This is a genomic window from Candidatus Neomarinimicrobiota bacterium (assembly GCA_022573815.1).
Lineage (GTDB): Bacteria > Fidelibacterota > SORT01 > SORT01 > SORT01 > JACZTG01.
In genome coordinates, this window is the sequence record JACZTG010000005.1 from 22,893 (window position 1) to 43,867 (window position 20,975).

21 protein-coding genes are annotated in these 20,975 nt (G+C 39.1%); all 21 read right to left on the reverse strand.

Annotated features, from left to right (window positions below):
- Nucleotides 1-2: 2 nt before the first annotated feature.
- Entirely contained in the window at nt 3-2,654 is a 2,652-nt protein-coding gene (locus IIB39_03185; protein ID MCH8927700.1) for a carbohydrate binding family 9 domain-containing protein, read from the reverse strand.
- A 125-nt stretch (nt 2,655-2,779) separates the two neighbouring features.
- A complete protein-coding gene (locus IIB39_03190; protein MCH8927701.1) occupies nt 2,780-3,457 on the reverse strand; it encodes a flagellar motor protein MotB in 678 nt (225 codons plus the stop codon).
- Nucleotides 3,458-3,459: 2 nt separating this feature from the next.
- Entirely contained in the window at nt 3,460-4,281 is an 822-nt protein-coding gene (locus IIB39_03195; GenBank protein MCH8927702.1) for a MotA/TolQ/ExbB proton channel family protein, read from the reverse strand.
- A gap of 9 nt (nt 4,282-4,290) precedes the next feature.
- The gene (locus IIB39_03200) at nt 4,291-5,373 is read right to left on the reverse strand and encodes an HD-GYP domain-containing protein (protein ID MCH8927703.1); all 1,083 of its coding nucleotides are present in this window, start codon (nt 5,371-5,373) and stop codon (nt 4,291-4,293) included.
- Between the two features lie 12 nt (nt 5,374-5,385).
- Complete coding sequence (locus IIB39_03205) at nt 5,386-5,973, reverse strand: protein phosphatase CheZ (protein ID MCH8927704.1); 588 nt, start codon at nt 5,971-5,973, stop codon at nt 5,386-5,388.
- Between the two features lie 12 nt (nt 5,974-5,985).
- Nucleotides 5,986-6,351 carry a response regulator gene (locus tag IIB39_03210; GenBank protein ID MCH8927705.1) on the reverse strand — a complete coding sequence of 122 codons (366 nt, stop codon included), beginning with the start codon at nt 6,349-6,351 and terminating at the stop codon, nt 5,986-5,988.
- 19 nt (nt 6,352-6,370) lie between these two features.
- Nucleotides 6,371-7,423, reverse strand: coding sequence for a chemotaxis response regulator protein-glutamate methylesterase (locus IIB39_03215; protein ID MCH8927706.1), 1,053 nt, complete (start codon nt 7,421-7,423; stop codon nt 6,371-6,373).
- A gap of 44 nt (nt 7,424-7,467) precedes the next feature.
- On the reverse strand, nt 7,468-9,906 hold the full coding sequence (locus IIB39_03220; protein ID MCH8927707.1) for a chemotaxis protein CheA: 2,439 nt from the start codon (nt 9,904-9,906) through the stop codon (nt 7,468-7,470).
- A gap of 24 nt (nt 9,907-9,930) precedes the next feature.
- A complete protein-coding gene (locus IIB39_03225; protein ID MCH8927708.1) occupies nt 9,931-10,296 on the reverse strand; it encodes a response regulator in 366 nt (121 codons plus the stop codon).
- A 29-nt stretch (nt 10,297-10,325) separates the two neighbouring features.
- Nucleotides 10,326-11,198, reverse strand: coding sequence for a protein-glutamate O-methyltransferase CheR (locus IIB39_03230; protein ID MCH8927709.1), 873 nt, complete (start codon nt 11,196-11,198; stop codon nt 10,326-10,328).
- Nucleotide 11,199: 1 nt separating this feature from the next.
- A complete protein-coding gene (locus IIB39_03235; protein ID MCH8927710.1) occupies nt 11,200-12,108 on the reverse strand; it encodes an HDOD domain-containing protein in 909 nt (302 codons plus the stop codon).
- On the reverse strand, nt 12,101-13,459 hold the full coding sequence (locus tag IIB39_03240; protein MCH8927711.1) for a HEAT repeat domain-containing protein: 1,359 nt from the start codon (nt 13,457-13,459) through the stop codon (nt 12,101-12,103). Before IIB39_03240 ends, IIB39_03235 begins: the two co-directional genes overlap by 8 nt.
- Nucleotides 13,437-13,652 (reverse strand): helix-turn-helix domain-containing protein, encoded by a 216-nt coding sequence (locus IIB39_03245; protein MCH8927712.1) that lies wholly within the window; start codon nt 13,650-13,652, stop codon nt 13,437-13,439. The genes IIB39_03240 and IIB39_03245 overlap by 23 nt, the downstream gene beginning before the upstream one ends.
- Nucleotides 13,653-13,725: 73 nt before the next feature.
- Nucleotides 13,726-14,358 (reverse strand): hypothetical protein, encoded by a 633-nt coding sequence (locus IIB39_03250; GenBank protein MCH8927713.1) that lies wholly within the window; start codon nt 14,356-14,358, stop codon nt 13,726-13,728.
- A gap of 69 nt (nt 14,359-14,427) precedes the next feature.
- A complete protein-coding gene (locus IIB39_03255) occupies nt 14,428-14,580 on the reverse strand; it encodes a hypothetical protein (GenBank protein MCH8927714.1) in 153 nt (50 codons plus the stop codon).
- 413 nt (nt 14,581-14,993) lie between these two features.
- Nucleotides 14,994-15,434: a hypothetical protein gene (locus tag IIB39_03260; GenBank protein MCH8927715.1), complete on the reverse strand. Its 441-nt coding sequence runs from the start codon at nt 15,432-15,434 to the stop codon at nt 14,994-14,996.
- Nucleotides 15,435-15,466: 32 nt separating this feature from the next.
- A complete protein-coding gene (gene flgN, locus IIB39_03265) occupies nt 15,467-15,904 on the reverse strand; it encodes a flagellar export chaperone FlgN (GenBank protein MCH8927716.1) in 438 nt (145 codons plus the stop codon).
- A 3-nt stretch (nt 15,905-15,907) separates the two neighbouring features.
- Nucleotides 15,908-16,363 (reverse strand): flagellar export chaperone FliS, encoded by a 456-nt coding sequence (fliS, locus tag IIB39_03270; protein ID MCH8927717.1) that lies wholly within the window; start codon nt 16,361-16,363, stop codon nt 15,908-15,910.
- A 22-nt stretch (nt 16,364-16,385) separates the two neighbouring features.
- Entirely contained in the window at nt 16,386-19,097 is a 2,712-nt protein-coding gene (gene fliD, locus IIB39_03275) for a flagellar filament capping protein FliD (GenBank protein MCH8927718.1), read from the reverse strand.
- Nucleotides 19,098-19,110: 13 nt separating this feature from the next.
- Nucleotides 19,111-19,491, reverse strand: a complete 381-nt coding sequence (locus tag IIB39_03280) for a flagellar protein FlaG (protein MCH8927719.1) — start codon at nt 19,489-19,491, stop codon at nt 19,111-19,113.
- Between the two features lie 115 nt (nt 19,492-19,606).
- The gene (locus IIB39_03285) at nt 19,607-20,728 is read right to left on the reverse strand and encodes a flagellin (protein MCH8927720.1); all 1,122 of its coding nucleotides are present in this window, start codon (nt 20,726-20,728) and stop codon (nt 19,607-19,609) included.
- Nucleotides 20,729-20,975: the final 247 nt, after the last annotated feature.

Here is a 20,975-nt window from a genome sequence, read left to right on the forward strand (position 1 = left end):
CTTTAAGGATTCCACCAATAAGTAAATTTTGCAAGGATAATATTGTCGGGTTTGGTATCGAATAACCGCCTTGTATTATCTCTAAAATCAAAGAAACCATTCCCATCATCGAAGTCACTTCTGTTCTGGGTCCAGGCGAGGAAAAATACAGAACCGGGCAGATATTCCCACCGTAAAACTGCATTTCCTATTAGCGATTTGAAATTGAAATCTTGATTGTCTATTTCAAAAGATTCGGCGTTACGTGAGATATCAGGACTGATAGTAAAAATTTCCCCGTCATCACTTTGTACTATCGTAGAATTATCGTCTTTACCATAGATATTAAATTCAAATTCGCCGGGATTTGCCAACTCCTTATAATCTTTATATTTGATGGCAAAAATGAGGGGTTGCACAAAAAGCTGCAGACTTAACTTCGGGGTAAAAGTCCAATTGAGTCTCGTTCCCAGTGAAAACGATCTGTTATCGGTTTCGGCGAATAAATATCGTTTACCGAAGGTATTCAATGCCGTAAGGTCTTCTTCTTCACCCACATAAAAAGCCTCTGTTACATCCCAGGTATAAACCGGGTTTAAACTCAGGTTAAACTGTGAGTTTGGTTTCCATGTCATATCAAAGCTATAGTTCCAAAACCAGCGAGTGGCTTTGCCTTGCTGTACTCCAAGGGAATAGGACAATTCCTTTCTCTCATCAGACCTAATGATTATCTCCGCCAATCTGCCGATTGGTCCTTTTATAAAAGGCCCTCCTCTGCTCAGATTATTATTAGAAAATTGGGGGAAATATGAATAATTAAATTCCATGTTCCAATAATTCAGCAACTCACCTCCGGAAAAGAGGAAATATCCTTCTGCATATTTATTCCCTCCAAAATCCCAATTTCTGAAAGTAGCAATGGAAAAAAATTTGCTCCTGAGATATTTTCCCGGATCAACATCATTGTATCCGGTTGCGATATGCCAGTTGATTTGATCAGCGTTTGATTGAAAACCGGCATCATTTATCTCAAATCCGGGCGAGATCATCGCAAAACCCGAATTGAATATTACACTGCCCTTTTGCTTGTTGATGTAAATCCTGCCTGCTGATCCTGTCATTGATGTAGCCGTAGAATCGACTGAGACATAATCTGCATCCGGACGTTGATAATAATGGGGGCTTGAACGTTGAACAGCTGTGATTACCTCCTCTGTTCCGTTGATTCTACTTCGTGCCAACCATCCTGTAACAACATACTTCCTATCAGAATCAAGAGTGAGCCAGCCGTCAACTCCGCTCATAAAAGCGCTGCCCGTTAATGAATTCTCAAGAATTGAGTTTCCCATATCTCTATAGGTATTTGTACCTATCAGACCCAAGCCGTGTCTTCCCCCGTTAAATTCCCGTTGTGTCCTGATCACAGTATAATTAGTTAGCGGCTCCACTTCCTCTCTAAATCTCGATCCATTGAAGTCCACATCCGCATATTCCCTTGCAGTTAGGGCATTAATCAGACCAATTGACCATTCAGGAGTTACTTTGCCTGATATCTTACCAGCTCCAAGAATTGTTGAACCGGAAGGAATCGAAACATTTTCATAGTCATCATTAGTTTCACCCTGAGGAAATCTTCCGATACGCCTTGTATAGAAGAACAGTGGGTCCCCGTAATTAAAACTCAAGTAATTTTCTACCCCTCCACCTCCAAATCGAAAAATATTCGAACCTTCAATGAAAAAAGGGCGCTTTTCAGGGAAAAACGTTTCGAAATCAGATAAATTTACTACTTCCGGGTCTACTTCCACCTGACCGAAATCAGGATTAAACGTGGCATCGAGAGTAAGACCGCTTGATAATCCCAATTTCAGGTCTAAACCCAATTGATTGAAAAATCTACTTCCGTCATTAAATGGATTACCGGCATTCGTTTGTATATATTCTGCTCTTCCGGCAGAAAATGGGAGCAATTCAATTAATCTGGGTTGACTGATATTTTCAATTCCGGTAAGATGCGCAAACCAGGATGCATCACCGCTGGAATTTTTCGGAATCATCACATACATAATTCGTTCGTTATTCCGCTCAATCTGCCTAATAAAGTTAACCCCCCAGGTATGAATTTCTTTTTCCGGAAATCTAAGCTGTGAATAAGGAATTTTTATTTCAACTTCCCATCCTTCACGATTTATGGATGTGGCGCTTTCCCAGACGCCGTCCCATGAATCATCATTTGATCCGTCGTTGAACAGGATTCCGTCTCTTATTGCCCCCGCCGCGGAGACTCTAAAGAAAAACCCCGATCTATGATCTAACCAGGGATCAACCCTAAACTCGAACTCATCTGAAGCGACTCTTTCATCCCTTCTTGCAAGTCGAGCGATTATCGAGTCCGGAGACGAATCGTACAGTTTAGCTGCCACATAAATAGCTTCGTTGTCATAAGCGACCCAAACTTCCGTTTTCTGGGTCGGCTTCCTGCCTTCAACAGGGTCGCGTTGAACAAATTCTGTGACACCATTATCTTTCCAACTGCTTTCGCTTAAGTACCCGTCAATATTAATCGGTTCGTTTATCCTGATCGCCTTCAAAGATTTTGAAGGATGGTCAATCTCAGCCCCTAAAGGAAATGTTATTGTTATTAAGTATAATATTGTTGTTAAAATAAACTTCAATTATTACCTCAAAAAATAGTTTTCTAAAATATTTGACGCAAAACACCCCGATAATGCTGTCGGGTTATTTTAAGTTACGGGAAAATTAAAGAACTGTTTCAGAAATTACAATAAAAATTAACGAATCAACGGGCTTGGAATATTATCTCCACTCTCCGATTTTCTGCTCTATTTTCGGGGATAGGGTTTCCGGAATTGTCTCTATTCGGTACTTTTGATTTTGTGTCGGCATATCCGGCCGCAAATAATTTTTCAGTCTCAACTCCCCTGCCTATCAAGAATCTTACTACACGTGATGCCCTGGCAGTAGATAATTCCCAATTTGATGGGAATTGAGGAGATGAAATAGGTATGTCATCCGTATGTCCTTCAATCGCAATACTATAAGGTAATGACTTCATTACTCCTGCTAATCCAACCAAAACGGGCTCTATATTTTTTTTGATCGTCGCATTGCCGGAAGAAAATAACGTATTCCCTTTGAAAGTGACCGCAACTCCTATGGGTCGCAATTCCACCTCCACGTATTCAGCATAAGCTGATTCACCGATCAACTCATTAATCATTCTAAAAACTGTTTTGAGATCTACCTGTCGAGTATTTTTAGATGTTCCGTAAGCGCCTGATAAGGACTGTGCAATTCTTTCAAAACGGAGCGGATCAACTTTAGAAATTGCTGCCAGAAGTATGAAAAATGTTAATATTAGGGTAACAAGATCACTGTACGTGATTAACCAATCATCAACATCATCAACTGATTTTCTGTATCTTCTGCCAATCTTTGTTGGATTTACGCGAGGCATTATTATGCTACTTCTGCCTGCGCTATTCTTTTCTTTTTGTTTTTAAAATCTTCTCTGTCAGGAAGCACTCGCTTACTCGGTTTTATAAAGGAATTCATATAATCCTGTACTTTAGCCGGATGCCATCCTTCACTTATCATTTTTACGCTGTCAATGATCATCTCCATCATAAGAATTTCCTCTTCGGTTCTCGTAGCTAATTTTACGCCGATAGGTTTAAAGATCAGGTTGGCAAGCAGTACTCCATAAAATGTTGTTATCAAAGCAACTGACATTCCAGATCCAATATTATCCATAGATTCAAGGGTCATGTTGCTAAGGAGAATAATTAGTCCAATAAGTGTTCCAATCATCCCAAATGCAGGTGCGAATTTAGACATTGACGTTAACATATCAGATTCTTTTCCCTCTCTCTGAGACCTGAAATATACTCTTTCATTGAGGATGTCATTAATTTCGTTGAGTGAATATCCATCCGCGAGCATCTGTATTGCATCAGCCAAAAAAAAGTTTTTTATCTTGCTCACTTTCTTTTCCAACGCTAATCGTCCACCCTTTCTCGCCGTCATTACCAGATTCATAACTTCCGGAATGTAATCTTCCAATCTGGGCGGTTCTTTTCTGAGAACGACATAAAAAGACCTGAAGACACCTAATACGTCCATAAAAGGATAACTTAAAAACGATGAAGCAGCAGTTCCTCCCAATACAATCAAAATGCCGGCCGGATTATAGAATACTCTCCAATCGTCCGTTTCAAGTGAAATTGCGCCGACTACTAATCCAATTCCGAGAATAATGCCTAATACTGTTGATTTATTCATCAATATTCCTCAAATGATTGATTCTATCTCTATATTATTTGAATCTCCATTTTGAGATATGTCAATTTCAGGTGAATTCTCTATCTTATTACCGTCCGAATCCGTGAGAAGTTTGATAATTGGTTGATTAAGTATTGATGCATTATTTCTCAATACTATTGCCGTCTCCCCTGTTTTAAGTCTCACAAGACTACCTGAAGTATACCGTGCGACACAATTTCTCAATAGTTTCAAGAGATCCGGCTCAAATTTTCCTTCAGATTCTTTATATATTATGTTTAGAGCTTGATCGTTGTTATAACGTTTTCGATATACTCTGTCTGATGTTAGTGCATCATATGTGTCGATTATGGCTACAATTTTTGAATATATATGCATTTGATCACCGCCAATACCGTCAGGATAACCAGTACCGTCAAATCTTTCGTGGTGCTGATACGCGACTATTGCGATTTTAGGACTTACATTCGAGTCGTTTAACAAAAATGAAAATCCTTCATTTGTGTGCCGTTTTACGATTTCATACTCTTCATCGGTTAAAAGTGAATCCTTAGTAAGTATCTCAAAAGGAGTGTGCATTTTTCCTATATCGTGGAGCATCGCACCTTTTGCCAATTCCCTTAATTCAATTCCGTTTAATCCCGCTTTTATTCCCAAAACTATTGCAAGTACGCACACATTTACTGAATGTTGAAAGGTATAATCGTCATGAGTTTTCAGACTATACAGATCGATCATTAAATTATCATTTCCGGTTATATCATTTATAATGCTATCTGTAATGTTTTCAATTCCATTTTTCAAGTCAAAATTATTTCCGTCTCCATTACCCTCCATAGTAGATTTGAACAACGATTTGACCTGGCCAATGGCAAATTTTCTGGTAGAATCCTGAATCACATCATTCAGCTCAACTTCATCATCAAAATCATCCGAGACGAATATCGAATAATACCCCATCTCCTTTAAGCGATTTAGGTACTTACCTGTAAGATCAACTCCTCTGCCGAGCAAGATTCTGCCATCGGCTGAATAGAGAGCTTTTCCCAGCTTACTACCGCTTACTATTTTGTCTAATGATACTACATGCATTTGTTATCGATGCTATCCTTTTTCTTCAATAACTTTATCAACTAAACTTTGCCTATCCTTAGAATCTGTATATTCTGCAGTCGGATCAAAATAATCTTTTGCAACAATCTTTTTTAGTTTCGTAACTTCACCTAAAGCGTTTAGTAATGTATTTAATTTATGCTCTACTCCATCAAGCAACGTGGTGATGAAGCCTATTCTTTGAGAGGTGATGTCCTGGAATTGGAGTGATTCCATAATTTCGTAGGAATCATTTAAATCAGATGAAAATGCGTTTTCCAATTTTACCAAGGTTTTTTTAATTGTATCTCCGGTTTTCGAATCTCCGAGCTTTTCTATCTCGCCTACAATGATTTCAAGCGCTTCACTATCTCTTTCCGTCATCGCATCCAGCTTATCGAGTATTTGATTTGTAGCCAGCTCTGTCTGTTTCGTTATCTTAGAAAGATGATCTGTAGCCAGAGGCATGTTCTCCGTGGATTCTTTGATAGGCCCGGATATTATTTGCAAAGATTCAAACATTTCGGATAGATTAATTGTTAATTCCTTGATATTAGAATTTATTTTATCTAATAATTTATCTTCATTTAAATTCGTCATTATTTCCTCATTTTATACTATACTTTCAATTTTATCTTTTAGTACCTGTGGTGTGAAGGGTTTTACAATATAGCTGTTGGCTCCTGCCTGCAATGCTTCTTTAACATCTTCCTCAGCGCTTCGTGTTGTTACCATTAATATAGGCAAATCATTATAGCCACCGTCTGCCCTTAACGATTTCACGAATTCCAACCCTGTCATTCCAGGCATATTCCAGTCAGTGACGATTAGTTCAAAAGTACCTTCGCCTAGCTTATTGAGCGCATCATTTCCATTTTCTGCTTCCTCCGTATCTGGATAGCCTATTCTTTTCAACGTATTTGCAACTATTCTTCTCATTGTCGGAGAATCATCTACTACCAATACTTTTCCAGCCATTTTTTGCTCCTTAAATTATTTATTGCCTAACGTAATCCATTATTGCTTCTGCGATGTTGGTCGCCGGTTCAGTTCTATCGACAATTCCCGCTTCAACTACCGCTTTCGGCATTCCATATACAACACAAGATTCTTCACTTTCAGATAATATCATTCCATTTTTTCCATACAAACTGTTAGAGCCCTTTAATCCGTCCTTACCCATTCCCGTCATAATTACGCTAAGTGTTTGTGATCCATAAATATCCACAATTGATTCCAACATAATGTCTACCGAAGGACGATGTAATGTGTTATCGGGAGTATCGCTGATCTCAATTTGTAAGGAAGTTCCATTTTTTTTCAACTTCATATGTTTTCCGCCCGGGGCGATATAAACTGTTCCCGATTTAACAGAATCATGGTGCTCAGCTTCTTTCACTCTGACCTCGCTCATTTTATCGAGCCTTTCGGCCAAAGATTTAGTGAACTTCGGCGGCATATGTTGGACTACCATCACCGGCCTGGGAAAATCTTTTGGAAGTCGGGGAATAACCTCTTGTAACGTTCTCGGTCCCCCAGTAGATATACCGATTGCAATAAATCTTATTTTTTTACCTATCTTATCATGCTGTAAACTCAAAACGGGAAGTTTTTTTCTTGGTGACATCACATTTTTTATGATAGATTTACTGAGAGATCTGATATTTTTAATTTTCTCGATAAGGGTATCTTTTATCTTCACTATGTCCAAAGAAACATAAGAGAGAGATTTGGGTATAAAATCCACCGCGCCTAATTCCAGCGCTTTAATAGTTTCATCTGCTCCCTCAGTTGAAAGCGAACTAATCATTATCACAGGAGTTGGCGTATCCTTCATTATTCTTTCAAGAACCTCAAGTCCGGTCATTCCCGGCATTTCAATATCGAGTGTTACAACATCCGGTTTTAATTCTCGAATATACTTGAGGGCGTCTTCCCCGTTATTCGCCGTAGCCACAATTTCAAAGCTTGACTCTTCCCGAAGCATCATCTCAATTGCTTTTCTCATAAAAGCCGAGTCATCCACGACTATAATTTTTGTTTTTCGAATCAATCATTCCCCGCTATTCCAACTTGTCAGTATTAAATTATTTTTCATTGTTCTAAGACCATTTCTTCTTTATCTAATTTTTCATCACTTTCCTGTTCACTATAATCTTCGGGGATCTCTCCTTCGTATTTTTCATCTGAGAAATCCTCTGCATCCTCATCATCAGATATTTCTTTCTCTTCAACATTCTCATTTTCGTTACTTTGCAAGTCTGTTTCATCGGTTATTTCTTCAGTGTTACTCTTCTCTTTTGCGAGTTTTCTTCTGATTTCTTTTGGTGATATTCCTTTTGTTTTTGCAGCGAGATCGAATAAATCTCTTATCTCAAGAATCATTCTTACTCTTCCATCACCCATGATAGTTGCTCCTGATACTCCGGGTGTCTGACCAAGTTCTTCACCGAGTGATTTTATTACGACCTCCTCCTGCCCAAGCATCTTACTGACTACTAAACCAAGTTTGTGTTCCGCCATTCCCACTACCACAACATAAACAAATGACTCTTCCTCATTGTTTATTTTGGGGATTCCGAACAGAGCATCTAACCTAACCAGCGGCAAAATTGAGTCGCGCAACCTAATCGCTTCCCTTTGATTCATATACGATATATCCTCGACGTTAACCCGTGAAGTTTCCAATACCGCACTTAACGGAATGACATAAACTTCTTCATTTACTTCCACTAACAGCCCTTGAATTATCGCAAGTGTCAGCGGCAATTTAATTACAATTTTCGTTCCTTCTCCCAGTACTGATTGTATATCTATCATACCGTTGAGCTTGGCTATGTTAGTTTTTACCACATCCATTCCAACGCCTCTTCCTGAAACATTGGTCACTTTTTCCGCCGTGCTGAATCCGGGAGCGAATATGATATTAAAAGCCTCTTTTTCCGTCATTCTTTCCGCTTCTGCTTTAGTGATAACACCTTTTTTTACAGCTGCTGCTTTGAGTTTATTAGCGTCAAGACCGTTACCATCATCTTCGATCCCGATAATTATATTATTCCCCTCTTGGGTAGCGTATAGTTTTACTTTCCCAACTTCGTCTTTTCCGGCGGCTATTCTTTTTTCCGGCGTTTCAATCCCATGATCAACCGCATTTCTAATGAGATGAACCAACGGATCGTTTATTTCTTCGATCAATGATTTATCAAGTTCTGTTTCTGCGCCTTCAATGGTAAGCTCAATTTTCTTATTAAAATCTCGTGAAAGATCCCGAACTATGCGCGAGAATTTATTAAATACCTTTCCTATCGGGAGCATTCGTGTTTGCATAACCGAGAATTGTAATTCCGTTGTCAGATAGCTAATATGACCGGCAGTAGAAGTTAGCTCCTCCATATACTCCGAATCTTCCGCTTCTTTATCTAACTTATTAGTGATCTGCATCAGTGAATTACGTCTCAAAACTAATTCACTCACTAAATTCATTAAAGAATCTAATCTTTCTACATCCACTCGTATTGTAGCATCGACAACCGATTTTGACGAGTTTTTCTTTACAATATCTTTATTCTTTTTTTGCTCTGTAGATTTTGAAACTCCTTTATTCTCATTTGATTGGTTATCCGGCGATGAATCTCCCCGGAAAGCCATTAATTGAGTAACAAGTGGGACAATATCTCTGTCAACCAACTCTTTATTTCTTACGTCATCCATCAATACTTTCAGGAAATCCACAGCATCCAGTAGTACGTCCATTATCTCGCTATTAACGGTAAGGACTTTTTTCCTCAAATCATTGAGAACATCTTCCGCATTATGGCTAAGCTTGGTAATTAGGTCCAAACCGAGGAACGAAGATGTTCCTTTAATTGTGTGCAGTCCTCGGAATATGGAATTTAGGGTCTCTTCATCATCAGGATTATGTTCGAGTTCTATCAAATCCTGATCCACAGTCTCTAATATTTCCTCAGTTTCAATGGTAAAACTATCGACTAATTCCTCCATTTCCTCACCAAACATATCAACTTCGAATTCGTCCTGTTCTTGATCAGCTTCAGCTGCAAGCTTAGCTGCTTTTGCATCTATTGCTGATTTTTCCTCCTTTGCCGAAACTTCAGATTCGTCTTTATTATTAGATGCTTCACCCATTTTTTTATAGGCTTCCTCCAAAATATTCACTACGGAGATATCAATATCCGAGATATCCTCGTCCCGAACTAAACACTCAGTAATTTGTTTTAATACATCTAATCCGGATAATAGAGGGTCGATTATATCCGTGCTAAGAGAGGTTTCACCTTTTCGAATCTTATTGAGAATGTCTTCCATTCTGTGTGCTACCGTTTGCAATTTTTCATTCCCGACCATCCCGGCGCCACCTTTTATGGTATGCACCGATCGGAATATTTCGTTTATGAGGTCGGAATCATTGGGCTTTGATTCAAGAATCACAAAGTTGTTGTCGAGCTCCTCTAATAGTTCCTTTGCTTCAATTAAGAACTCTTTTAACATTTCTTGTTCCAAAGATAAAGACATATATTAATAACTCCTTACTTGTTTTTAATTCAAAAATTTTGAGACTTCATACTGCAATTTTTTTGCGTCAAATGGCTTTTCCATATATAAATCAGCTCCCGCAGAAAAACCCTTTTGTTTATCATCTTCATCCGATTCCGAGGATAGAATTATTATCGGTGTATCTTTATACTGATTTATTTCTCTTATGCTTGATATGAGTTCGTAGCCATCTAAATGGGGCATATTTAAGTCGGTTATAACTAAATCAAATTTTTCCGTGGTTAGTTTTTCCAATGCCTCCATCCCATCCGATGCCATAACCACTTCGATTCCCATCGATTTTAATGCGAATGCGACAAATTTTCTTATTGTGGATGAATCATCTGCTATAAGTGCGATTTTACTCATTTCTATCTCCATGTGCCAATCCAAACATTTTATTCCTCTTTTCTGTAAGCAAGCGCTTTTTCAAAATGAACTAATTTAAACGCATCGGTTATTCCGTGAAGAGATTCACTGTGTCCTATAAAAAGATATCCCCCCGGATTCAGTAAATCGTAAAATTTTCTTATTACTTTTTTCTTTGCTTCCACATCAAAATAGATTAAAACATTTCTGCAAAAGATTACGTCAAACTTCGCATTTAATGGAAATGCGTGGGCTTCGGATAAATTGACTATTTTGTGTATTATTGGTCTGCGTATTTCATCCTTAACTCGATGATCATGGCCCTCAGGAGTGAAATAATTTATAAGCTGTATTGATGTCAGATTCCTGATAGCATATTTTCCATAAACAGCTTTTTTTGCCTTATCCAAGATTTCTCTCGAAATATCTGTAGCCAAAATTTCGTAAGGAACTTTTATTCCCCTGATCGCTTCTTCTTTAAAAATTATTGAAAGAGTATAGGGCTCTTCGCCTGACGAACAGCCGGCAGACCAAATCTTTGCTCTTCCAGAAAAATTATTAACTAATTTTTTGTTCAAATAAGGTATGATTATTGATCTAAAAGCATTTAGCTGGGGCTCATTTCTAAAAAAATATGTCTCATTTGTGGTTATGGCGTCGAATAGATTGCTGAGCTCCTCCAATTTATTTGTACCATATTTGATCAGGTAAAGATACTCTTCACAGTCTTTTAAATTTAATTCTACAGTTCTTTTTGATATTCTATTTTCAAGTAGATATTTTTTATGGTCGGCAAAAAACATACCGCTCTTATCGTAAATATAATCTCTAATCTCAGTAAAGAGCTTATCACTTAAAGCGTTTATCGTTGGCGTTGTAGAGGTAGCAACGGAAGTTTCCAAATTATACCTCCGCTTGCTGTTTGAAGGAGCCTACCATCGACAGGAACTCGAATGATTTAATAACTTCAGATTCTAATTCGAATGTAAACCGCTCCAAGTCCATCTCCTCTAACTGAGGTCGTTCTTTTAATAAGATTTTCCAGGGTTCACTATTCTCCAATGTAATTTCAGATATAAATCCCCCAAACTTTACTCCTTCTATCTTACATAGCATATCCGCAAGACTCACTATCGCTACGAGTATCTTACCGTTTTGAGCTTTTAAAGGCGAATGGTGATATCGTATTGCATCCACAAGATTTAGAGGAAGATTCCATTTATTTGCCATCCATGCTCCTAATTCAGCATGGTCAACTCCCAATTCTCTCTTTTCAGCTTCATGTAATGAGATATTGTCTGAAATAGATAGTTTCCAAGCTCTCCCAAATTCTTCAGGGAAATATTGATCAAAGACAATTCTACCCATATCATGAAGCAGCCCCGCAGTAAACTCTTCACCTTCCATTTGGATAGATAATTTCGTAGAAATCGATCTTGCTATTTGACCGGTGCTTACCGAATGCTGCCAAAATCGTACTTTATCAAACAGTTTAGAATGGTTCACATGATCAAATGTTTTAAAAACCGAAAGCCCTATGACAATATTGCGAATTTCTCTTATCCCGAGCATAACGAGAGCCAGTTGAAGAGAAGAAACGCTTTGGTGCAATCCGTAAAACGCCGAATTCACGAATTTCAATACTTTAACAGCTAAAGATGGGTCCCGTCCGATTACGTTACTTATCTGTCTCATCGAAACAGTGGAATTATTTACAAGATTTACAACCTCCGATGCAGTTTCAGGAAAGGTCGGCAGCTGACCGATAGATTCGATCTTTTCTCGAATTGAGCTATCAAGAGTATTATTCATTTTCAAACTTTCCAATTATTTCGTTTAGAGTCTCCTTGACACCCTCATCCGTAATAAATTCCGAGCTGGTTAAGCTCTGTAATTCATCTTTAGCAGCCATAGACTCAAGCGCCTTAATAATGGCTATTTGTCTTAAGGGAGTATCTGATTCCATTTTTGAAAGGAGAGCTTTTATGCTGCCCTCTCCTCCAATTAATCCTATTGCTTCGGCAGCTCTGTAGCATACCCAATCATCTTCATCGTCAAGCACTTCGATGAGATGTTTTACTGATTTTACATCCTCCCAATTGTAAAATAAGCTAATCGCCGCCATTTTTATAAGAGTATTAGGTTCCTTTAAAGCGCTAATAGCCAACTCCACTGTCATATCGTTTTTCTTATTCATTAATGATTTCAATACAACCACTTTCAGTTCATTGCTGAGATTTGGGTAATATCCGAACGTGCCTCCGGCATAGTCATTTTTTACGGCTTGAACAATATAGTTCTCAACGAACTCAGCAACTTCTCTATTTCCCTCAACTGCGGAATTCAATTCTGTGATGTTTTCATCTGATAGAAGATCAATATTAGATTCGCTGTTTGTGCGGATAAGGATTCTCACTAATGACGTAATAGCAACTCCTTTTATATAACCATTACACTCCTTGATCAGCGTTTCTAATAAATTTAAATCCTTTTTCCCTCCTATCGAACCAAACGCTTCAGTGGATGCATATACTACAAGGGGATCTTCATCATGCAATCCTTCCTGAATTACTCTTGCTCCATCGGGATTCCCTATTTTACCTAATGTTTCAGCCACAGTTGCTCTAACATTCGGAATTCCTTTAAATGCTTCTTCCAATTTACTGAATGCTTCATCACCACCTATTTTTCCTAATGCCTCAACCGCTGAAAATCCCACATTTGAATCTTCATCATCTATCGCTTTTATAAGGGATAAAACCGCAGCAGGTGACCTTACATCACCCAGAACATCCGCTGCAAACTTTCTCACATCCCTGTCAGAGTCGTTCAACGCCGGAATAACGTGCTCCAAAACAGGTTCGCCCATTTCAGTTAATAAAAGCATCGCCTGATTTCGAACTTCTATCCGCGGATTCGCGAAATTCTTGACCAATCTCGCAGCTCCACTCTGATTCCCCCTTCTTAACAATGCCTCTCCTGCAGCTTCTCTGACTCCTTTGTTCTCATCTAAAATCAATTCAAACAAAAGTTCTTCTGCATCTTGCGTCTCGACATAAACAAGATCGTCAGCTGCTTCTCGCCGAACTGAAACATCGGTATTTTTCACTTTACCTTTAATTTCCTCTAAGACAGTTATTTCAGTCGTCATAGTTTGCGCCATTATCCTTTCCACTGTGAAAAAGGGCATCAAGTCGGAATTTGGAAAATCTCCACTGACCTCCGATTTTAACCGCCGGAATACTTCCTGATTTCGCCAATTTGTATAGAGTTCTTTTCTTTATGCCTAAATATTCTTCAGCCTCTTCAATCGAGAATATTTCTTTTTCTACATACATGACATCCCTTGACTTCATTTCATTTTCCATATCAATTTATCTCTGTTGTAATTTCAGTTAATGGAACAAAATATTTTATAGCCGCTTTTCATCATGCGATTCCACCCTGAGGATGAAAAAATGAAAGAGATTTCAAGGTTCTTATTACCATCTCAATCTGATCTTTGGACCAGCCAAATTCCCATTTGAGCTTTTTGGCCGGTAATTGATCATATGAAGACGGATATAAGTGTTTAGCTGAATTAAGTATGAAATCCCAAAGCGGGCTTCTATCACCATGAATAAGTATATCTTCAACCAGATTTTTTGCTGCAAACACCGCGAACTCACCTAAGCACGGATCATCACATTCTACAAAAATGCTATATAAATATTCGTTCGTCTTAGAAACACATGTCAAACCATTAGCATTATCAATATTACCCACCTGATTGATGACTCCTAAAATTATGTGTTCTATTATAAGAGGAATTTCGTTTATGTCTCTTTCTTTCATTTGATGTGAACTATCTTCAACAGAATAATGATTAAATGAACAGTTATGATCTTTACAATCGGGCAATAATTCGTAAGCAGAAAATAAAACATATGGAATATTTCGATTCCATTTACTCATATTCGGATCCAAATATAAGGAAATCCGAATTTTATTTTTTTTCTCACTGAATGAAGGGTTCAAATAAATTATTTCTTCGAACATCCCATAATCTATTCTTTTTATCATCACTCTGTTATTTTCCGGTTGCTTTGGTTACAAATTCTATATCAATACACTTAGAGCTATCGTCCGCTCTCAGGAATTGACTATGTCAGATATTTCTTTCACAGCATCCATCATAGTTTCTGTTGTTTGAATAATATCTTCTAACGTTTCACTCATTTTCCTCATAGTACCTTCTTCAGCTTGAAACGTGCGCTCAAAAATATTTTTAACTTCTGTATCCATTAAGTTTTGCTCCATCTTTAAAACCTTCCTCTTATCTAATTGTTACCTGATAAACAAAGTATGAAAACATGAAAATCCACATCGAGAAGTAACTCACCATCTTAAATTTCAATATTTCTATTTTCAATTTTCCACCTTCCTTACTGTGGTACTGTTTTCTAGTTAATTCTGCAAATAATATGCCATATTGCACTTTTCAGCCCCTAACCTTGCAAATAACCACATAATAGTTATAATCACGTTCGTTTTGAGCATTTGTACCCAGTTTATTCCGTCTATATCTATATATCGGCAATGTTCGTCTAAATCTTAAATCGGCAGTTGACTGCCACATAATGTTGAAAGAGTCGATTTATTATAAATTAAAAAGCCCGGATATTAAACCCGGGCTTTTTTCTTAAAATATCAGTGATTTACTTTAAAAAATCCAAAAGCTTTGTCGCTATTGTTTCTATTACATCTTTGCCGTCGTAAAAACCGCGATCGATTTTCCTACTAATATCGCTAATATGATTTGACTGCTCTTCTCCTCTTCCCAAATTTTCAGATTTGATGATTGATGACGCTATTTCATCAATGACTTCCGGGCGTTCATAATAACCCTCTTGAATCCTTGAGATTACTTCATCAATGCTGGTAGCTTTATCAAGAATACCTATGGCAGCGATTCTCGCCGGCTGGCTGGCCTGATTCGCATGCACTTCTATTGCTTTAGAAGAAATATTAGCCGTATCAATAAACTTACTTACGGAAGATTTAACATCTCCGCTTTTACTTCCTTTTTGAGTATCCTCACCTCGCGCCCTTTTTATTTCTCTATCGAGTATCACCCGAGTTACATTTTTTATTGTCATCTTATTATCCGTTTTATGGTGATGTTGGCGCTTTATCTGTTAATATCAATAAATCTGGCGTTTGGATTCCCCCCTTCCGTGTATTTTGCAAGTGTTTCCGTTTCATTTCGTATACTCAGCAATTCCATTTCCAGTTCATTTAGTTGTTTTTGTGATACAATTTTTGTTCTTTCTTCGAACTTAAGAACATTTTCTACTTTAATTATCGCTGCTTCTACGTAATTCTTTAGTTCCGGATTGGTTTTAATTGATAAAAATGGGTCAAAATCACCATTCTGACTGTTTTTGATCCTCATATCCAATTTATTTAATTTTTCAATCAATTTCGCTTTATTTTTCATCACACCTAATAAAACATTCAATTTATCATCATATAAGGCATCAATCTCAGATTTACAAAGAGTTTCGAACTCGGCATAAATTCCAACTTGCTCTTTAAGAACATCTTCTAACTCTTTTTTATTTACCATTTTTTATCCCATCCGCGATACGAAGTTTCCGCTTTTAGATTGGTTTGAAACTATCGTATTGGCAGCGCTTTTTTGTTCTGCTGCCGCCTCTTGCCAAGCAGTGCGTAATTCCCATATCATCTCCCTAATAGCTTCAACACCTGAGGCGTCTGATTTTAAATTCGATTCAAATAGGTGCTTAAGCATAAAACTATATAAGGAAGCGAGTGACTTGGCTATTTCACCACCTTCTTCATAATTAATACTGTGCTGCAGTTCTTGCAGTATAGCTTGTACTCTTCCAAAGGCATCATCTCTAACTTTATGATTTTCTTCAAGAATAGCCTGTTTCATCTGAACCAGGAAGTTCAAAGCGCCATCGTAAAGCATTGAAATTATTTCGCTTTGCGAAGCACTTTGAATCTTATTCTCAAGATAATGTCTATTTAGTGTTTTAACATAAGTATTATTATCAGTCATTATTTAGCTATCTCCTTGAAAATTAACCCAGTAAAGACTGCAGTCCTCTAAGCTGTGCGGTCAATGCGATACTTCTCGAGCTTAATTCCGCTAATGCGGCTTCCATTGCTACAAATTTATTGAGTAAAAACGTTTTTTTCCTGTCTAACCTTTCTCTTATTACAAATATCCTGTCATCAAGCGTGTCTATCCTGTCTTCGATAGCCTCCTGCCTCAAGGTCACAAATCCGTCTAACGAATCGGTAATAAACCCCAGCTGCCTGTTTATTAATTCACCTACGCCCAACGTCAACTTGACCGTCCCCTGATCTCCGGTAGTAGTGCCTGTGTATAAAATGACGAGACTATCGGTATTGGAATTGTCTGTGTCTCCGATGAGTACCTGGCCGTCTCCCGTGGCTGATTCACCGCCGATTGTCCCTGCCACATCCTTGCCTATTGTAACATTGGTATCTTCAATTCCAAGCGTTGCGCTGGTCGTCACGGTAAAATCAAAAACATCGCCGTAATTATCATGCGTTAAAACGAGGTTATTCGAGCCATCTTTGGAAGCGGCCATCTCTATTTTGTAACGCCCTTCAGTTCCTGACTCGTTTGTTGAATTGTTGGTAGCATCAACCGTTCCAAAATCCAATGAACCCGCGCTTTCTGCTATTGTAATTGAAAATGACGAATCTCTGCCCTTGATGTCCTTAAACACAATATATCCGTCATCAAGAGTGACGTTCATCTCTTTGTCAAAGGCGCCTTCTATAAACGAGAGAAAATCTTGTACCGTTCCTGTAGTGATATCATCTATTAAGAATGAATCCTCTATCGTAACGCCAGCGGCATTGGTACCGGTGACAGCGATGGTGTCGTTGTTTGAAATTGCCGTCCCGAGATTAATTTCGCTCCATAAAGTAGTCGATGTTATTGCAGTAGAGCCATCCGTAGTAATTCTAAAGCTGCCGATATGCGTCTCAATGGTTTCAGAGGAAAGACTTGAGTTTATCGTGTTGATTATGGTATCAATATCATCACCGTTACTGAGGCTTACCGTTGCGACTCGACCGGTGCCAGAGTCCGTAATGGTGAACGTTTCATCCGCAGTAAGGGGATTCGCGGATAGGTCCACTGTGCCTGTTATTGTAGTTTGTGTCGCTGCCTGGGTGATGTTTACCGTGTACTCTCCCTCGGTTGTGTCCTCCGTATGATTGATAAACTCTACATCAGAGTCTGTGGCTGTTTCTTCGGCAATAAAAACTCTCATTGTAGCCGCGAAATCTGCTCTCAGGGCTGCTCGGACATCGTCTTCATCAAGCTCCAGCTTCCCTTTCGCATTCACAGTTATACCGATTTTACTGAGTGAATTATAGTCATCCGGCAACCCTGTAATACTGTCCGTAGCAGCTGATCTCGCAACTGAACGAGCCGAAGTAATGCCGGAGTCACCCGACAGAATTCCGGGAATAACATTGCTGTCCTCATCTACCTGCTCTTCATCTAATTGGAGTTGCTGTTTAACGAATTGCACAACAACATTATAAGCCTTGACTAAGTCAGTCATCTTACTAATAACGGAATCAAGATTTCTCTCTACATTTACTTCAATATTAGTACCCGTTTCAGCCTGCAACAGGTTAAGCGTAGTCCCCTCGATTACGTCATCAATTATATTATCGTCTCTGTTGATAGTAATACCGTCAATAACTATTGTCGAATCTGATTCCGCGTTCAGTTCGCTTGTGACGGCGCTTTCTAATATACCAAGAGCTTGAAGTACGTTACCCGAATCGGTAAAAGTCGGAGCTCCTGTAGAATCGACTATTTCAAGCCGGTAGATCGTTTTACCGTCATCATCCTCTGTTGTGGTTATAGTCGTACTGATATTCGCTATACTTGCGTTATCAATCGCTGTCTTTACATCGGTGATACTCATTGTGCTCAAATCTAAAACCACGTCACTGCCATTAATTTGAATTGTGCCACTGGGCGCGCTACTCAGACCCGTTAATGCGTCCACAGTAGCGGTAGAGCTTGTAAAATAATCGGAAGCTGCATCGTCAGGAGAAACCGAATTTTTTATACTCATAGTGCCAGTGATGAAATCAAACCCTCCGGACTGTAAAATATTGGTAGAGCTTGCGTCAAGCAGATCAAATTTATCCGCTCCTGTTTCATCAGAGGTCAATATGAGACGATAATCGGAATCCACCGTTACTGTCAGGATTGTTGCCGTCACTTTAGTAGCGTCCGAACCGCTGTTTAAATTGTTTATTGCGTCTCTAATATCTAACAGCGTGTCGGTGGATGCTATACTCACCGCTACTCCGTTGATCAGAAACTCCCCGGTTAGACTAAGAGCAGTGGAATCAGAACTGAATGCTGCTGAAGATAATTTACGCGCCTCTGCCCGGGATTGTATTTCAATTGTATAGTTTCCGGGCTGCGCATCAGCGCTGGTGCTGACGCTTATCAGATCTTCTACATCCGTACTTGAAGAAGAGGTAGAATTAGTTTTGAAAGTTTTGAAGTCGGTATCTGCGTTCAAAGCATCGCCCGCAGATTTTAATGCAAGTAATTTAGTATTGAACTCTCGCCAAGCAGTAAGTTTTTGGCGTTGTTCATCAATTTGAAGTTGAAGAAGATCAGCCGATATTCCTTCGACTGCTATTATTTTTTCTATTGTATCTCTAAAATCTATACCGGAAAATAATCCGCTAACACTGCTTGTGCCACCCGCTTCCGCCATTAATTTCTTCCTCTCAAGATATCCTATCCATCATCATACCGACGAAAATATGAATCTTCGCAGATAAATTCACCAATTCCACCGATGGTACCTCCATAATTACTTTATCGGTCTTTGAATCAATAACTTGAATGATTTGACGATTATTTACAGGATGCCTCCTGATAATTATCCGCTTATTAACGCTGAAGACCTCGTTGTTCATTTTTCTTATGAGCTCATCGATATCCTGTTTTTGCATCTCAGCGTTTCTCTTTGCAGCAGCCGCAACGTTCTCGCTTGATTTCTTTGATTTTGCCGCTACTACTTTTAGCACTCGTAAATCAACTTTTTCGATTTGCGGCTTTGGTGTCGATTTTGCAGCCTGGCTTGGTATATTGGTTGTTGATTCCATCTCAATTCACCTGTATATATAAAGCAGAAAAGGGACGAGCTGTTGAGCTCGTCCCTTTTCCTATTATCATTATGCTCCGCGTAGCATTCACGGGATAATCCTATATGGGCTTCTATTATCCGAGAAGCTGTAGAATTCCTTGTGACGCTGCGTTGGCCTGCGAAAGCATAGCGGTCGCTGCCTGTTGGAGTATTTGTGATTTGGTGAACTGTATCATTTCTTTCGCGAAGTCAACATCACGAATACCGGATTCCGCTGCCGATATGTTTTCCAGCGTTCCCGCGATATTCGCGCTTGCGAATGACAGTCTGTTTATAATAGCACCTATATTGCCAAGAGAAGTGTTGACACTGTCAATTGCTGAATCAACGCTTGTTATACCTGACTGCGATCCTGAACGAGTTGAAAGGTTCAGAGAATCGAGTCCAAGTGTGGCAAGTGTCATATCACCGATAGTGAAACTGTATCTATCAGCGTTCGCGTCGTTGTCAGCGCCGACCTGGAACGTACCGCCGGTGCCAGTATCAATTGAGAAGCCGCCTGCTAATTCGTTGACAACATCAAAACCGGAATCAAGAGATAACTTGACGCCGAGAGCTGAAAAGTCCAAAGTCTGGACTGTACCGGTCGCTACACCGGTGATTGTCTGTGTAATAACGCCGTTTGTCATGGTTACGTCAGATGATGTTCCGGAACCGGCTACACTCGTCACCGTATATACCAAGCCCGCATCTACCGCGCCGGATACGTCAATTGCTGTCACACCTTCGGATGCTGCAAACGAGGCGGCTCCATCGCAATATGTCGCTCCGAAAGTACCCTTGATAAGGGAAGTATCCTGGTATTTGGTATCGTTTACGATACGTGTGACTTCTGAAGTCAACGCCGATGCTTCAGAGTTGATTTTGGTTCTCCCACTCGATGAGACGTTGTCAGAAGCGCCTTGAGTAGCCAATTCTTTCAAACGCTCAAGGATACTTGAGATGTTGTTCATGGAACCTTGGGCTATATTCACAATCGAAGAAGCCTCTGATACGTTCCTTGACGCTGCGCCCAATGATCTGTTGGTAGCGCGAAGCTTGTTAGCAATCGCAAGACCAGCAGCATCATCTGCCGCACTGTTGATTCTGAAACCTGTTGAGAGTTTTTCTAATGATTTGCTCAACTGGCTGTCGGCTATGAAAAGACCTCTATATGCTTTTGCAGCCGCTGTGTTTGTTTGAATTCTTAAACCCATGGTATTAATCCTCCTTGATTACTATATGGGATGTACTTTTGACTTGCTTACATCCTTGCAAGCAAGTTTAGCCCGCCAATCAATTCTAAATTGAACGATTGTACCTAACGGGCTTCTTTGTTTCTTTCCGTATCTTTGTAGATTACTCATTACATTAATAATTATCGGTGCCCGTAAGATTTACTTTAGAAGTAACGATAAAAATTTACAGATCGGCTCTGAACGTTATCTGATAAGGCTTTAAGAG

What these genes read in the sequence shown, in the direction of transcription:
- IIB39_03190 (MCH8927701.1), bottom strand. Translation starts at nt 3,457, where the DNA reads ATGCCTCGCGTAAATCCAACAAAGATTGGCAGAAGATACAGAAAATCA.
- IIB39_03195 (MCH8927702.1), bottom strand. Translation starts at nt 4,281, where the DNA reads ATGAATAAATCAACAGTATTAGGCATTATTCTCGGAATTGGATTAGTA.
- IIB39_03200 (MCH8927703.1), bottom strand. Translation starts at nt 5,373, where the DNA reads ATGCATGTAGTATCATTAGACAAAATAGTAAGCGGTAGTAAGCTGGGA.
- IIB39_03205 (MCH8927704.1), bottom strand. Translation starts at nt 5,973, where the DNA reads ATGACGAATTTAAATGAAGATAAATTATTAGATAAAATAAATTCTAAT.
- IIB39_03210 (MCH8927705.1), bottom strand. Translation starts at nt 6,351, where the DNA reads ATGGCTGGAAAAGTATTGGTAGTAGATGATTCTCCGACAATGAGAAGA.
- IIB39_03220 (MCH8927707.1), bottom strand. Translation starts at nt 9,906, where the DNA reads ATGTCTTTATCTTTGGAACAAGAAATGTTAAAAGAGTTCTTAATTGAA.
- IIB39_03225 (MCH8927708.1), bottom strand. Translation starts at nt 10,296, where the DNA reads ATGAGTAAAATCGCACTTATAGCAGATGATTCATCCACAATAAGAAAA.
- IIB39_03235 (MCH8927710.1), bottom strand. Translation starts at nt 12,108, where the DNA reads ATGAATAATACTCTTGATAGCTCAATTCGAGAAAAGATCGAATCTATC.
- IIB39_03240 (MCH8927711.1), bottom strand. Translation starts at nt 13,459, where the DNA reads ATGGCGCAAACTATGACGACTGAAATAACTGTCTTAGAGGAAATTAAA.
- IIB39_03245 (MCH8927712.1), bottom strand. Translation starts at nt 13,652, where the DNA reads ATGAAGTCAAGGGATGTCATGTATGTAGAAAAAGAAATATTCTCGATT.
- IIB39_03250 (MCH8927713.1), bottom strand. Translation starts at nt 14,358, where the DNA reads ATGATAAAAAGAATAGATTATGGGATGTTCGAAGAAATAATTTATTTG.
- IIB39_03255 (MCH8927714.1), bottom strand. Translation starts at nt 14,580, where the DNA reads ATGGATACAGAAGTTAAAAATATTTTTGAGCGCACGTTTCAAGCTGAA.
- IIB39_03260 (MCH8927715.1), bottom strand. Translation starts at nt 15,434, where the DNA reads ATGACAATAAAAAATGTAACTCGGGTGATACTCGATAGAGAAATAAAA.
- flgN (MCH8927716.1), bottom strand. Translation starts at nt 15,904, where the DNA reads ATGGTAAATAAAAAAGAGTTAGAAGATGTTCTTAAAGAGCAAGTTGGA.
- fliS (MCH8927717.1), bottom strand. Translation starts at nt 16,363, where the DNA reads ATGACTGATAATAATACTTATGTTAAAACACTAAATAGACATTATCTT.
- fliD (MCH8927718.1), bottom strand. Translation starts at nt 19,097, where the DNA reads ATGGCGGAAGCGGGTGGCACAAGCAGTGTTAGCGGATTATTTTCCGGT.
- IIB39_03280 (MCH8927719.1), bottom strand. Translation starts at nt 19,491, where the DNA reads ATGGAATCAACAACCAATATACCAAGCCAGGCTGCAAAATCGACACCA.
- IIB39_03285 (MCH8927720.1), bottom strand. Translation starts at nt 20,728, where the DNA reads ATGGGTTTAAGAATTCAAACAAACACAGCGGCTGCAAAAGCATATAGA.